Raw genomic sequence first — 13793 nt, 5'->3', positions numbered from 1 at the left:
ACGTCACATCACGCGGGGGAATACCATGGACAGTTTCGGCAAATCGCAATCCGTCGCCCGGGTCGAGGACGTTCGTTTTCTCACCGGTCAGGGGCGCTATGTCGATGACATCGCGCCGGAAAACGCGTTGTTCGGTGTGGTGTTCCGCTCGCCGGTTGCCCATGCCACCATCGACGCGCTGGATGTCGACGCGGCGCGCGAGGCCCCCGGCGTCAGGATGGTGCTGACCGCGGACGATGCCGAACGGCTGGGGGTCCGGCTGGGCATGGAGTTCACCCAGGTCACCAACCGGGACGGCACCAAGGGTGCCGGCCCGCAGCGCCCGTTCCTGGCCCGCGGCAAGGTGCGGTTCGTGGGTGAACCCCTTGCCTTTGTCGTGGCCGACACCCTGTCGCAGGCGCGGGATGCGGCCGAACTGATCGGGTTCGACTATTCCGACCTGCCGGCAAAGATCGACGTGGCGCCCGGCGGCGCGACGCTGCACGACGAAGCGCCCGACAACCTGGTCTTCGACTGGGCCACGGGGGATGAGGCAGCGACCGAAAAGGCGTTTGCCGCGGCCGCCCATACCGTCAAGTTGCGCATCGACGACAACCGGATCATCTGCAATTCCATGGAACCACGCGGGGCCTATGCCGAGTGGGAAAACGACCGTCTGCACCTGTGTTTCGGGGGGCAGGGGGTCTGGGGGCTGAAATCCGACCTGTCGGATGCCTTCGCCCTGCCCGAAGAACAGGTGCGCGTCACAAACCCGGACGTGGGCGGCGGATTTGGCATGAAGGGGTTCGCATATCCCGAGTATTTCATGGTCGCGGCCGCAGCCAAGGCGCTGGGCGTGCCGGTGCGCTGGATGTCCGACCGCACCGAAGCCATGCTGAGCGACAACGACGGCCGGGACCTGGTCAGCGAGGCCGAACTGGCATTCGATGCGGATCACCGGATCACCGCCTATCGGATCGGGTCGGTTTGCAACATGGGGGCGTATAATTCGACCTTTGCCCAGTTGATCCAAACCGAGCTGTTCTCGCGGGTTCTGACCGGAGTCTATGATATCCAGACCGTCTGGATGCATGCGACGGGGATCTTCACCAACACCGCCTGCGTCGACGCCTATCGCGGGGCGGGTCGCCCCGAGGCGATCTTTGCGCTGGAACGGATCATCGATTACGCCGCCCGCGAATTGGGCGTCGATCCGTGGGAACTGCGGCGCAAGAACTTTATCCCGGCCGACCGCTTCCCCTATGACACCGCGACCGGCGAAACCTATGACGTGGGCGATTTCGCGCGCGTGCTGGGCGCGGCCGAGAAGCACGCGGACCGGGCCGGGTTCGCGGCGCGCCGGGCGGAGTCGCAAAAGGCGGGCAGGCTGCGGGGGCAGGGGGTGTGCTGTTACATCGAATCGATCCTCGGCGATCCGTCGGAAACCGCCGAAGTCGAGTTTTGCGACGATGGCACCGTTCTGATCTATGTCGGCACGCAGTCCAACGGGCAGGGCCACGAGACGGTGTTTGCCCGTTTCCTGTCGGACCAGACCGGCATCCCGATGGCGGCGATTTCCGTGGTGCAGGGCGATTCCGATCGCATCGCCACCGGTGGCGGCACGGGCGGGTCACGGTCCGTGACGACGCAAAACTCCGCCACGCTGGCGACCACGGCCAAGATCATCGCCGGCTTTTCGCAATTTCTGGCAGATGACCTGGGCGTCGATGTCGGCAAGGTCGCCTTCGATGACGAACGCTTCCGCGTCGATGGCAGCAACGAAACCCCGACCATGCTGGAGGTCGCCGAAATGGCCCGTGCCAAGGGGCGGGCCGATCTGCTGAAGGTGCGCGAGACGGCGACGCTGCCGGGGCGGTCGTTCCCCAACGGCGCCCATGTCGCCGAGGTCGAGATCGACCCCGAGACCGGCACCGTCACCGTCGAGCGCTATACCGTCGTCGATGATTTCGGCAACCTGATCAACCCGATGTTGGCCGAAGGACAGGTGCACGGTGGCGTCGCGCAGGGGATCGGCCAGGCGATTCTCGAGCGCGTGGTGCATGACGAGGCAGGCCAGTTGCTGACCGCGACCTTCATGGATTACGGCATGCCACGGGCCGACACCATGCCGATGATCGCCTTCTCGACCGAACCCGTGCCGTCCACCGCGAACGTGCTGGGCATGAAGGGCTGTGGCGAGGCGGGCACCGTCGGCGCGCTGGCCGCCGTGGCCAACGCGGTGCTGGACGCCGTGTGGGACAACGGCATCCGTCAGGTCGACATGCCGTTTACGCCGCACCGGATGTGGTCGGTTCTGAGCGATCAAGCGGGGCGGATTGCGGCAGAATAACGAACCCCACCACCGGATCCGCCACACCCCGCTGGCGACCACGCGCGGGCCTGTCGATCATGTCGTGATCATCGACGGCACCATGTCGTCGCTGCAACCGGGGTGCGAGACGAACGCCGGGCTGACGTGGAAACTGCTCAGCGAACAGGGCGTGCACGCCGGTCTTTCCGTGCGCTACGAGGAAGGCATCCAGTGGCGCACCTGGCAACACGTGCGCCACGTGATCACCGGCAAGGGGCTGAACAGGCAGATCCAGACGGCCTATGGCGCGCTGGCGTCGCGGTATCACGCGGGCGATCGGATTTTCCTGTTCGGCTATTCGCGCGGTGCCTACGCCGTGCGGTCCCTGGCCGGAGTGATCGACAGGGTCGGCCTTGTGCGGCGCGGATCGGCCACGGCGCGCACGATCAACCAGGCGTATCGGCTGTATCGCGATCAGGCCAATGGCGCGGCTTTGGCCGCGTTCCAGTCGGCCCATTGTCATCCCCACACCGAGATCGAGATGATCGGTGTCTGGGACACCGTCCGCTCGCTGGGGCTGAGCGCGCCGATCCTGTGGCGCTATTCGCAACCGCACCATGCGTTCCACAATCATGCGCTGGGTCACAGCGTGCGCAGCGGTTTCCAGGCGCTGGCCCTGGACGAGACGCGCCGCGCCTATGCCCCGGTTCTGTGGCAGTCGGACCCGGAATATCCCGGCACCCTGGTGCAGATGTGGTTTCGCGGCAGCCATGGCGATGTCGGCGGGCATCAGTTGTGTTGTGCCCAATGTCGCCCGCTGGCGAATATCCCACTGGTCTGGATGCTTGAGCGCGCCGAGGAGCGGGGCCTGCCGCTGCCTGCCGGGTGGCGTGGCCGGCTGCCCTGCGACGTGGATGCGCCGTCGGCCGGGACGATGGGCGGGTGGGGACGGCTGTTTCTGAACCGCGCGCCCAGGTTGATCGGCGCCGACCCAAGCGAGACGGTGCACCCCAGCGCCGCCGACGACCCTAAGGCAGCCGTTTTTCGAAACGGATGATTTCGAGCATGAACGGCCCGGCCGCGGTTTCCATCGGTTCGCGGCGCCGCCCCACGTCGCGCCAGCCGCATTTGGCATAAAACCGCGCCGCCCGATCGTTGCCGACCCCGCAGGCCAGCCAGGCGTCGGTGATGCCGCGCGCGTGCAGGCGGTGTTCGGCCTCGGCCATCATGGTCCGGGCCACGCCGCGGCCCTGTGCCGCGGGGGCGACGTAGAATTGATAGACCTCAGCGCCTTCCAGCATGACGAACCCCGCCAGCGCGCCGTCGTGTTCGGCGACGAAACAGCCGCACAGGTGGGCGGCGACCCGATCCGCGAAACTGTCGCGCGTGCGCAGCCGGATCAGCGCGGCGGGCGCCGTCGCCCCATGGCCCTGATGCCAGCCGGCGTCCCAGAGATCGGTGATCGCCGCAATATCGCCCGTGACAGCGGCGCGGAAGGTCACGCTCACGCGCGGACCGCCATGATCAGGCAGGTGGTGGACCCCGTCGCAAACAGCGTCTCGCCGTCGGCGCTGCGGATTTCGCCGTGGGCGACGCCGGTGGAGCGCCCCGAATGATCGCACCACCCGGTCGCGAGGATTTCCGTCCCAAGGGGAATCGCGCGAACGATGTTCACCTTGTATTCCAGCGTCGTATAGACCGATCCCTGCGGCACCCGGGTCATCACGGCGCAGGCCATGCAACTGTCCAGCAAGGTGCCATACCAGCCGCCGTGAACGGTGCCCACAGGGTTGCAGTGATCGAAGGTCGGCGTGCCGCGAAACACCACGCGGCCGTCTTCGACGGTGTCGACCCCATAATTCAGCAGCCGCGCCAGTGGCGGCGAGGGCAGGGCGCCGTCGCGCACGGCCTGCATGAATGCAAGGCCCGACATTGATGTGACACGGTCACGGTCGGGCAGGTCGTCGGGGCTGTCGGCAAATCGCAGCATGGCGGATCCTTCTGTCGGGTCCGCGCCAAAGTGGCCCGATCAGGCGACATTCTCAAGCTGAACCGCAGGGGACACGCCAAGGGCATGGGCCACGTCGCGGGTCAGGTGCGGCTTGTTCAGGGTATAGAAGTGCAGGTCTTCCACCCCCTCCTCGATCAGGGCGCAGCACAGCTCGGTGCACAAGGCGGTGGCCAGCAGGTCTTCGCGTCCGTCACGGGCCGCGGTGGCAAAGGAATCGTCCAGCCACGCCGGAATCGGAGTGCCGCAGCGCGTGGCGAATTTCCGCACGCCCGACCAGTTTTCAATCGGCAGGATGCCGGGGATGATCGGCGCGTCGATGCCCGCGGCGGCACAGCGGTCGCGGAACCGCAGGAACGTCTCGGCCTCGAAAAAGAACTGCGTGATCGCCGAATGGGCGCCCGCGTCGATCTTGCGCTTGAGGTATTCGACATCGGCATTGTCGCTCGCGGCTTCGGGGTGGCGGTCGGGATAGGCGCCGACGCGGATGGTGAAGTTGCCGGTGTCGGCCAGCGCCTCGATCAACTCGACCGATGATGCGAACCCGTCCGCGTGCGCCTTGAATCCGCCCGATCCCTTGGGGGGATCACCACGCAGCGCGACCAGTTCGCTGACGCCCGCCTTGGCATAGCTGTCGGCGATAGCCAGGGTTTCGGCGCGTGTCGCGTCCACGCAGGTCAGGTGCGCCGCGACGTTCAGCCCGTAATTGCGCCCGATGGTCGTCACCGCCTCATGAGTCAGATCGCGGGTGGTGCCGCCCGCGCCATAGGTCACCGACACGAAGGTCGGGTCCAGCGGCGCCAAGGTCTGCACCGTGTCCCAAAGCCGGAACGACGCGGCCAGCGATTGGGGCGGGAAGAATTCGAAGGACACGCGCGGGGTTTTCATCGGGAAGTTCCTGTCTGGGTTGGCTCTCTTGTGTCACGATTGCGAATGTGAGACCAATTCATAATCCTCATCAACATCATGAGTTGCGCGGCATATGCATATCGAGTTCCGGCATCTTCGCACGATCAAGGCCATCCATGACGCTGGCGGCGTGGCCCGTGCGGCGGACAAGCTGAACATCACACAAAGCGCGCTGTCCCACCAGGTCAAGGGGCTTGAGGATCAGGCGGGGGTCGAATTGTTCGTGCGCCGCTCGAAGCCGCTTAAGCTGTCGGCGGCGGGAATGAAGCTGCTCAGGCTGGCCGAACGCATCCTGCCCGAGATCGCCGCGATCGAGGATGAATTCGCCGGTCTGATATCAGGCAAGGCGGGGCGGCTGCACATCGCCATCGAATGTCACGCCTGCTTTGAATGGCTGTTTCCGGTGCTGGAAAAATTCCGCCACGCCTGGCCCGATGTCGATGTCGATATCCGCCCGGGCCTGGCCTTCGGAGCGTTGCCTGCGTTGCAGAAGGAACAGGTGGATCTGGTCGTCTCGTCCGACCCCGAACAGATTGCCGGCGTCGATTTCACGCCCTTGTTCGATTACGAGCCGGTCTTCGTCGCCTCGGCCAACCATCCGCTGGCGCGCAAGGATTTCGTCGTGGCCGAGGATTTCCGCGATGAAACCCTGATCACCTATCCGGTCGACCGGTCACGCCTTGACGTGTTCACCGAACTGCTGACACCGGCCAAGGTCGAACCGCGCGCCATCCGGCAGGTCGAGCTGACAGCCGTGATCCTGCTGCTTGTGGCGTCGAACCGGGGGGTGGCGGTGTTGCCCGACTGGGTGGTGCGCGAGGTGCGGTATCATTCCGACTACGTCACCCGCCGCGTCACCGAAACCGGATTGACCAAGCGGCTGTATGCCGCCACCCGCAGCGACGACACGACGCTGCCATGGATGTCGCATGTCCTGCGGTTGGCGCGCACCGAACCGGTCAAGCTGCAACGCCGGGACTGACGGATCACCCGATCCTGAATTGACGCCACCGCGCCGCGCCGTGCAAATGCGCGTGCGCAATCCCGCAGCACGAAGGGCAGATTGATGAAACTCTATTTCCACACGGCGCCGAACCCCATGAAGGTGGCACTGATGCTCGAAGAACTGGGGCTGTCCTATGACGTGGTCGGTGTCGACACCCGCAAGGGTGAACAGCACACCGAGGATTTCAAGGCCCTGAACCCCAACGCCAAGGTGCCGGTGCTGGAAGACGATGGCGCGGTCGTCTTCGATTCGGGGGCGATCGTGCTCTGGCTGGCGCAGAAGCACGGCAGGTTCCTGCCCACCGGCGATCACGCCATGGCCGAATGCCTTTCGTGGTATTTCTTCCTGACCACGGGCGTGTCGCCGTTTTCGGGCCAGGCGGTGCATTTCACCCGGGTGCACAAGGATTCGGAGTATGCCACGCGCCGCTATACCCGCGAGATCGCCCGCCACTACCGCGTGCTGGACGACCGGCTGGCCACATCGCCGTTCATCGGCGGCGCAGAATACGGGATCTGTGACATCAACGCCTGGGCCTGGGTCCGCATGGCCGGCTTCGTGATGGAAGCCGACGGGGGGCTGGCGAACTATCCCAACGTGCAGGCGTGGTTCGACAAGGTCGACGCCCGTCCCGCCGCGGCCCGCGCCCGCGACCTGCAGGCCGCCCACACCTTCAAGACCGAGAACGACGAGGCAGCGATGCGCGCAATGTTCCCGCAGAACTTCTGATCCCGGATGCGGGGTGGGCTTGGCAAAACCCGCCCCCTCGTCTAGGACGCGAATTCAGTTTTGAAAGGCGGACCGGGCGATGCAGGGCAGTGCGAATCTGAACGTGATGATCAAGGCCGCGCGCAAGGCGGGTCGGTCGTTGGTCAAGGATTTCCGCGAGGTCGAGAACCTCCAGGTGTCCACCAAGGGGGCCGGCGATTTCGTCTCGCGCGCCGACATCGCCGCCGAGCAGATCATCAAGAGCGAATTGATGAACGCGCGGCCGAACTATGGCTGGCTGGCCGAGGAAAGCCCCGAAGAACCGGGCAACGACCCGACCCGCCGCTGGATCGTCGATCCACTGGACGGGACCACGAATTACCTGCACGGCCTGCCGCACTGGTGCATTTCCATCGCGCTGGAACACAAGGGCGAGATCGTCGCGGCCGTGATTTTCGACCCCGCAAAGGACGAGATGTTCATCTCCGAAAAGGGCGGCGGCGCCTGGATGAACGAAAGCCGGATCCGCGTTTCGGGCCGCCGGTCACTGATCGAATCGATCTTTGCCACGGGCATCCCCCAGGCCGGCTCGCCGGCTCTGCCCGAGGTTCTGCGCGAACTGGGGCGCGTCATGCCCGCCACGGCCGGCGTGCGCCACTGGGGCGCGGCGGCGCTGAACCTTGCCTATGTCGCCGCGGGCCGGTTCGATGGCTATTGGGAACGGCGCATGAAGCCCTGGGACGTGGCCGCCGGCCTGCTGATCTGCCGCGAGGCGGGCGCCCTGGCGGTGCCCTTGCGCGACGGCCGCGACATCGTTGCCGACGGCGAGATCATCTGCGCCAACGAGGCGCTGTTTGACGGCTTGGTCAAGGTGGTCCGCGGCTGATCCGCCGTCGCGGCCGGGGTTTTCCCGGACGGTGACGCCGGATCCTGCCTCGCGAAAAGGACGGTCGCACTCGCGTTATCCCGCGCGCCCTTGCCGTGGCGCGATCATCGCCTGCGCCGAACCCGCGGAACCGAGGTCGCCACGTAACGATACTGCGCATCGGCATGGGGCGGGCGCCCGGCGGTGCGGCGCCAGAAGTCCGGCCCGCCCCTGCGCCACCACATCGGCGCCACCAATGCCAGGCCCGCCAGAAAACCGCCCGCGTGCGCCCAATAGGCGACGCCGCCCTCGGCGCCCGGCATCGACAACCCCGAAAACATCTGAAGCGCGAACCAGATGCCCAGCACCACCCAGGCCGGGATCGGAATGATGCGAAAAAAGATCACGATGATGATCAGGACGTCGATCCGCGCCCTCGGAAACAACAGCAGATATCCCCCCATGACCGCAGCGATCGCACCCGAAGCGCCCACCATCGGCACGTCCGACAGCGGCTCGGTCATGTTTTGTGCCAGGCCCGCGACGATCCCGCCCGCGAGATAGAACCCGAGAAACGGCAGATGCCCCAGTTCGTCTTCCAGGTTGTCGCCGAAGATCCACAAGAACAGCATGTTGCCGCCAAGGTGCAGGAAACCGGCGTGCAGGAACTGCGATGTCAGGAAGGTCAACGGATCCGCGATCGAGGGAATCAGCGCGAACTGAACATAGAAGGACTCGAGCGCGAACGGATTTCCGGCAAGCGACAGCATGTAGATGAATACCACCACGTTCGCCGCCACCAGTGCATAGGTGACGTATGGCGTCCCAAGCGACGGGTTATGATCGCGGATCGGAAACATGCGGCGAACGGTTGCCCGGGTTGTGCGTTCGCGTCAACCGACATGGGCTTCTTACCGATCGAAATACTCCCGCCGGAGGCATCCGACCTCTCGCCGGGTGCCCGGTGCAAGGGGGGCCTCCGGCGGGAGTATTTTTGTCAATGAGAAGCCGGACGTGATCCTTCCGGGGCGTGGCGAGCGTCGTTCAGGCGGTCCCGGCCTCGGCCAGCAGGGCCGCGTTGCCGCCTGACGCCGTGGTGTCGACGCAGAGGTGGCGTTCGTGGGTGCAATCGTTCGCCGTGATCTCGGCGGTGATCAACGGCACGATCGCCCCGTCGCGCCGCGCGAGGGCTACGGCCATGGCGCGCCCCTGTTCGGCGTCGCCCCACCAGACGACTCCGCCCAGGTTGGGCAGGCTGGCCAGGGCTGCGGGATCGACCCGCCCGCCCGGGGACACGGGGGTGCCGCCGTGGGCCATGACGGCCTTCATCTGGGCGCGGCGCGCGGGTTCACCGGGTCCGGCGCACAGGATGGGTGCGCGGGGGTGTGCCGTCAGCCGGTTGGTCTCGCCCGTGGGGCCGGGAAGCTCCACCGGGCGCAACCGGGTCGAGGCGGCCGCGGCACTGAGCGTGGCAGACAGCTCTGCAAGGTCGGCCGCCTGTGCGTCGCTGTCGGTCGCGGCGTCCGCCGGGCCGGGCCGGGTGAAGCGCGGCACATAGGAGGGACCGCCCGCTTTCGGCCCCGTGCCCGACAATCCTTCGCCGCCGAAGGGCTGCGAGCCGACGACCGCGCCGATCTGGTTGCGGTTGACATAGATGTTGCCGGCGTGGATCCGGTCGGTGATGTGTTGCACCCGCGTGTCGATCCGGGTGTGCAACCCGAACGTCAGGCCGTATCCGGTGGCGTTGACGGCGGCGATCACCTGGTCGATCTCTTCCGCGCCGAAGGTGGCGATGTGCAGCACCGGGCCGAAGATCTCGCGCTTCAGGGCGCCGATGCCGGGAACCTCAATCACCGTGGGCGCGATGAAGTGACCGTCTTTCGGGGCGTGCAGCTGTTTCAGAAGGCGGCCTTCGGCGCGGGCTTCGGCGATGTGCTCGTTGATTGTCGCCTTGGCCGCCGCGTCGATCACCGGACCGCTGTCGGTGGACAGGTTCCAGGGATCGCCCAGCGTCAGTTCCTCCATCGCGCCGAACAACATGCGCTTGAAATCCTTGGCGATGTCTTCTTGCACGTAGAGGCAGCGCAGGGCCGAGCACCGCTGGCCCGCCGACTGGAACGACGACATGATGACGTCGCGCACCGCCTGTTCCAGCAGCGCGGTGGAATCCACGATCATCGCGTTCAGGCCGCCGGTTTCCGCGATCAGCGGGGCGCCGGGATCCATGTGTTCGGCCATGGCCGCGCGGATCTTCAGCGCCGTGGCGGTCGATCCGGTGAAGGCCACGCCGTCGACGCGCGAATCCGAGGTCAGCGCGGCGCCGACACCGCCTTCACCCGGCAGCAGTTGCAGTGCGCTGGCCGGCACGCCCGCCTCGTGCATCAGTTTCACCGCGGCGTGGGCGATCATCGGCGTCTGTTGTGCGGGCTTTGCCAGCACCCCGTTGCCCGCCGCCAGCGCCCCGGCGATCTGACCCGAGAAGATCGCAAGCGGGAAGTTCCAAGGCGAGATGCAGGTGAAGATGCCCCGGGCGGGCTGGCTCAGGCCGGGGATCTGCGAGGCGTAGTAGCGCAGGAAATCCACCGCCTCGCGCACTTCTCCGACGCAGTCGGGCAGGGATTTGCCCGCCTCGCGTGCCAGCAACGCGAAGAGTTCGCCGTAGTTTTCCTCGTAAAGATCGGCAATGCGGTTCAGGACACGGGCGCGCTCATCGGCTGGCGCGTCCCATGGCGTGGCGGCGGCCAGCGCCGTTTCGATGTCGTCCCGTGATGCGTTGCGCACGCTGCCGATGGTGGCGCCGGTTGCGGGGCTGACCATCGGCGTCGCGGGGTCGGGGGCGCAATCGCCCGCGATCAGCGGCGCGGCTTCGGGCGTGGCATCGGCAAAGGGCGCGCGGGCCGCTTCGATCCTGGCCAGCGTCGCCGCGCTGGACAGATCCCAGCCCTTGGAGTTGGGGCGGGCAGGGGCATACATCTGGGTGCCGGGGCGGACGTTGGCCTTGCGGTGGATTTCGGTGAAGGGATCGGTGGCGACCACTTCGGGTTTCACGTCTTCATCGACGATCTGGTTCACGAAGGACGAGTTCGCACCGTTTTCCAGCAGGCGGCGCACCAGATAGGCCAACAGGTCGCGGTGTGCACCGACCGGTGCATAGATGCGGCAGCGGGTCTTTTCGGCGTCCAGCACGATGTCGTGCAGCCGTTCACCCATGCCGTGCAGCCGCTGGAATTCGAACGCGGACTTGTCGTCGGCCATGTGCAGGATCGCGGCAACGGTGTGGGCGTTGTGGGTGGCGAACTGGGGATAGATCCGGTCGGTCATGTTCAACAGCTTGCGGGCACAGCCGATATAGCTGACGTCGGTGGCGGGTTTTGCGGTGAACACCGGGAACGACGGCATCCCCAGGGTCTGGGCGTGCTTGATTTCGGTGTCCCAATAGGCGCCCTTGACCAGCCGCACCATGATCTTTCGGTCCAGCCGCGTCGCCAGTTCGTAAAGCCAGTCGAGCGTCGGTCCCGCCCGCAACCCATAGGCCTGCACCACCACACCGAACCCGTCCCAGCCGGCCAGGTCTGTATCGGCCAGCACCTTTTCGATCACCTGCAACGACAGTGTCAGGCGATCGGCCTCTTCGGCGTCAATGTTCAGCCCGATGCCAAGGCGGGCGGCCTGCCGCGCCAGCGCGCGCACGCGCGGCACCAGTTCGTCCAGCACGCGGTCGGTCTGGGCCACCTCGTACCGCGGGTGCAGCGCCGACAGCTTGATCGAGATGCCGGGATTGGTGCGGATGTCGCCCTTGGTGGCGGCCGTGGCCATGGCGTCGATGGCGCGGGCATAGGCGGTGGTGTAGCGCGACGCATCCTCGGCGGTGCGCGCCGCTTCGCCCAGCATGTCATAGGAATAGGTATAACCGCGCTCCTCCATCTTGGCCGCACGCGCCATCGCCTTTTCCATGTCCTCGCCCAGCACGAACTGGCGGCCCATTTCCTTCATCGCGCGGCCCACGGCGGTGCGGATCACCGGTTCGCCCAGCCGCTTGATCGCGCTGCGCAGGGTGCCGGCCAGTCCGGGGCGGTCCTTTTCCAGAACCTTGCCGGTCAGCATCAGTCCCCAGGTCGAGGCGTTGACCAGCGACGACGACGATTGCCCGAGGTGCGAGCCCCACTTGGACGGTGCGATCTTGTCCTCGATCAGATCGTCGATCGTGGTGGCGTCTGGCACGCGCAACAGCGCCTCGGCCAGGCACATCAGGGCGATGCCTTCGTTGGTGGACAGGCCGTATTCCGCCAGGAAAACCTCCATCAGGCCCGGCTTGGCCGAACTGCGGATCTGGCGCACCAGGTCGGCCCCGCGATCCGCGATCTGTCGGCGATCCGACTCGGACAGGGCCGCGGTGTCGATCAGTCCGGCCAGCACCGCATCGGCATCGGCGTATTTTTCGGCGGAAAAGGGCAGGTCGGGGGTATGGGTGGTATCGCGCGGCATCGTCGTCTCCCAGCGATGGTGTGCATTTTTTCCGATACTAGCGCGAATTGCCAATGACTGTTGCCCGTAAATCGGCAAAACTCGGGAAAGGCGCCCGATTTGCGCAGGAAAGACAGGCCGAATGAACGACTACATCCTTGACCGATTCGATCGCGCGATTCTCGCGGTGCTGGCCACCGACGGGCGGATCAGTGTCACCGACATGGCGCGTCGGATCGGTCTGTCGAAATCACCGACCCAAGCGCGGCTGAAACGACTGGAATCCGAAGGGGTCATCACCGGCTATCGCGCCCTGTTCGACCCCGTGCGCCTGAGACGCGAACACGTCGCCTTTGTCGAGGTCAAGCTGACCGATACCCGCGAGGCGGCGCTGGCGGCGTTCAATGCCGCGGTCGTGACCATCGGCGAGATCGAGCAATGCCACATGATCGCGGGGGCATTCGATTACCTGTTGAAGGTGCGCACGGCGGACATGGTCAGCTATCGCGCGGTCTTGGGCGATCGGATATCCCAACTGCCCCATGTCGCGCATACCTCGACCTATGTCGCGATGGAGGCGGTGAAGGACGCCGCGGTCTGATCCGGGTAAAGAAATTCTTGTGGCGGAAGACCGGGGCAATTAAGAACGGGCCCGAGGCGGGTGTAGCTCAATGGTAGAGCGAGAGCTTCCCAAGCTCCAGACGAGGGTTCGATTCCCTTCACCCGCTCCAATCCCCTTTGCATCTGACGCTTTGTTCGTCATGCGTCGGTCTCGGGCGCCTGTTCCAGGGCCAGCCGTGCGGCGCGCCATCCCGACAGGTGGTGGGCGCGCAGGATCTCGCGCAGAAGCGGCCCCTCGCGCCGGACAAGGGCATCCAGAATCTGGGTATGCTCCAGAACCGCGCGCTCCCAGCGCGCCACGTCGTGGTTGCCGGCAAAGCGAAACCGTCTGATGCGCGCGGATTCACCGGCATAGACCCGCGACAAAGCTTCGTTCTGGGCGGCATCGATGATCTTCTGGTGAATTTCCTGGTTCAGGTGGAAATACGTCATCAGCTCGCGCTTTTCATAGGCCGCGACCATCTGGTCGTGGAGGTGCGAGATCTCGTCGATGGCCTCGGGGGTTGCGCGTTTCACCGTGCGCTCGGCCCCGATGCTTTCCAGGCCGATCAGGATCTCGAGCGAATCCTCGACCGCTTCCAGCGTCAGCGCCACAACCGTCGCACCGGCGTTGGGTCGGATTGAAACCAGGCCCTCGCCTTCGAGAACCTTGAAGGCTTCGCGCAGCGGCGTGCGCGAGATCTGGAGCTTTTCGACCAGCACCCGTTCGCTGATTCGGCTGCCGGGCTTGAGCTTGCCGCTCACGATCAGGTCGCGGACATGGTCGGCCACGAAAACCGAACGCTGCCCGCGGGGCGGCTCACTGACAGGGGGGCGGTCTTCCATGGGATCCTCCGATTTCAGGCAGTTAAACCGGCCCCGCCCGAAATTCAAACAATGGTTTGACGGATGCGGTTTTGCATGCAATGTTCCGCTCATACGG

At 65.8% G+C, this 13793-nt stretch carries 12 protein-coding genes and 1 tRNA gene; 7 read left to right on the top strand and 6 right to left on the bottom strand.

Translation table 11 applies throughout. From position 1 onward, the window contains the following. The first annotated feature begins 25 nt into the window (after positions 1–25). On the top strand, positions 26–2329 hold the full coding sequence (locus CFP68_RS05315; protein ID WP_099825469.1) for a xanthine dehydrogenase family protein molybdopterin-binding subunit: 2304 nt from the start codon (positions 26–28) through the stop codon (positions 2327–2329). Beyond that, positions 2316–3347 carry a DUF2235 domain-containing protein gene (locus tag CFP68_RS05310; RefSeq protein WP_241523965.1) on the top strand — a complete coding sequence of 344 codons (1032 nt, stop codon included), beginning with the start codon at positions 2316–2318 and terminating at the stop codon, positions 3345–3347. The genes CFP68_RS05315 and CFP68_RS05310 overlap by 14 nt, the downstream gene beginning before the upstream one ends. Here the strand turns inward: CFP68_RS05310 and CFP68_RS05305 are convergent. The 3 genes from CFP68_RS05305 to metF are packed head-to-tail and all read right to left on the bottom strand — an operon-like array spanning position 3319 to position 5186. Next, entirely contained in the window at positions 3319–3798 is a 480-nt protein-coding gene (locus CFP68_RS05305; RefSeq protein ID WP_158234131.1) for a GNAT family N-acetyltransferase, read from the bottom strand. The two genes, CFP68_RS05310 and CFP68_RS05305, sit on opposite strands and share 29 nt — an antisense overlap. Beyond that, entirely contained in the window at positions 3795–4277 is a 483-nt protein-coding gene (locus tag CFP68_RS05300; protein WP_420915816.1) for a PaaI family thioesterase, read from the bottom strand. Before CFP68_RS05300 ends, CFP68_RS05305 begins: the two co-directional genes overlap by 4 nt. A 42-nt stretch (positions 4278–4319) precedes the next feature. Further along, a complete protein-coding gene (gene metF / locus CFP68_RS05295) occupies positions 4320–5186 on the bottom strand; it encodes a methylenetetrahydrofolate reductase [NAD(P)H] (RefSeq protein WP_099825464.1) in 867 nt (288 codons plus the stop codon). Positions 5187–5280: 94 nt separating this feature from the next. Here metF and CFP68_RS05290 point away from each other — a divergent pair, with 94 nt between their 5' ends. The 3 genes from CFP68_RS05290 (at position 5281) to CFP68_RS05280 (ending at position 7807) form a co-directional block, all read left to right on the top strand. After that, positions 5281–6189: a LysR family transcriptional regulator gene (locus tag CFP68_RS05290; protein ID WP_099825461.1), complete on the top strand. Its 909-nt coding sequence runs from the start codon at positions 5281–5283 to the stop codon at positions 6187–6189. 84 nt (positions 6190–6273) lie between these two features. Beyond that, on the top strand, positions 6274–6942 hold the full coding sequence (locus CFP68_RS05285; RefSeq protein WP_241523964.1) for a glutathione S-transferase family protein: 669 nt from the start codon (positions 6274–6276) through the stop codon (positions 6940–6942). 79 nt (positions 6943–7021) lie between these two features. Then, positions 7022–7807, top strand: coding sequence for an inositol monophosphatase family protein (locus tag CFP68_RS05280; protein ID WP_099825455.1), 786 nt, complete (start codon positions 7022–7024; stop codon positions 7805–7807). Between the two features lie 104 nt (positions 7808–7911). Here the strand turns inward: CFP68_RS05280 and CFP68_RS05275 are convergent, their stop codons facing one another. Further along, positions 7912–8646, bottom strand: a complete 735-nt coding sequence (locus CFP68_RS05275) for a rhomboid family intramembrane serine protease (protein ID WP_099825453.1) — start codon at positions 8644–8646, stop codon at positions 7912–7914. 184 nt (positions 8647–8830) lie between these two features. Next, positions 8831–12271 (bottom strand): bifunctional proline dehydrogenase/L-glutamate gamma-semialdehyde dehydrogenase PutA, encoded by a 3441-nt coding sequence (gene putA, locus CFP68_RS05270; RefSeq protein WP_099825451.1) that lies wholly within the window; start codon positions 12269–12271, stop codon positions 8831–8833. Between the two features lie 121 nt (positions 12272–12392). On the opposite strand from putA, the gene CFP68_RS05265 reads away from it, so the two are divergent. Both CFP68_RS05265 and CFP68_RS05260 read left to right on the top strand, forming a co-directional pair. Beyond that, the gene (locus CFP68_RS05265) at positions 12393–12851 is read left to right on the top strand and encodes an Lrp/AsnC ligand binding domain-containing protein (RefSeq protein WP_099825449.1); all 459 of its coding nucleotides are present in this window, start codon (positions 12393–12395) and stop codon (positions 12849–12851) included. A 56-nt stretch (positions 12852–12907) separates the two neighbouring features. Then, positions 12908–12981, top strand: a tRNA-Gly gene (locus CFP68_RS05260). A gap of 28 nt (positions 12982–13009) precedes the next feature. Here the strand turns inward: CFP68_RS05260 and CFP68_RS05255 are convergent. After that, positions 13010–13696: a GntR family transcriptional regulator gene (locus CFP68_RS05255; RefSeq protein WP_099825447.1), complete on the bottom strand. Its 687-nt coding sequence runs from the start codon at positions 13694–13696 to the stop codon at positions 13010–13012. Between the last annotated feature and the right edge of the window lie 97 nt (positions 13697–13793).

This window comes from Oceaniglobus indicus (genome assembly GCF_002751875.1).
Classification (GTDB): Bacteria; Pseudomonadota; Alphaproteobacteria; order Rhodobacterales; family Rhodobacteraceae; genus Oceaniglobus; species Oceaniglobus indicus.
This window is presented reverse-complemented; position numbering and strand designations above follow the sequence as displayed.

Coding starts and splice junctions, on each gene's coding strand:
- CFP68_RS05290 (WP_099825461.1), top strand. CDS start 5,281: ATGCATATCGAGTTCCGGCATCTTCGCACGATCAAGGCCATCCATGAC.
- CFP68_RS05275 (WP_099825453.1), bottom strand. CDS start 8,646: ATGTTTCCGATCCGCGATCATAACCCGTCGCTTGGGACGCCATACGTC.
- CFP68_RS05315 (WP_099825469.1), top strand. CDS start 26: ATGGACAGTTTCGGCAAATCGCAATCCGTCGCCCGGGTCGAGGACGTT.
- CFP68_RS05255 (WP_099825447.1), bottom strand. CDS start 13,696: ATGGAAGACCGCCCCCCTGTCAGTGAGCCGCCCCGCGGGCAGCGTTCG.
- putA (WP_099825451.1), bottom strand. CDS start 12,271: ATGCCGCGCGATACCACCCATACCCCCGACCTGCCCTTTTCCGCCGAA.
- CFP68_RS05280 (WP_099825455.1), top strand. CDS start 7,022: ATGCAGGGCAGTGCGAATCTGAACGTGATGATCAAGGCCGCGCGCAAG.
- CFP68_RS05265 (WP_099825449.1), top strand. CDS start 12,393: ATGAACGACTACATCCTTGACCGATTCGATCGCGCGATTCTCGCGGTG.
- CFP68_RS05285 (WP_241523964.1), top strand. CDS start 6,274: ATGAAACTCTATTTCCACACGGCGCCGAACCCCATGAAGGTGGCACTG.
- metF (WP_099825464.1), bottom strand. CDS start 5,186: ATGAAAACCCCGCGCGTGTCCTTCGAATTCTTCCCGCCCCAATCGCTG.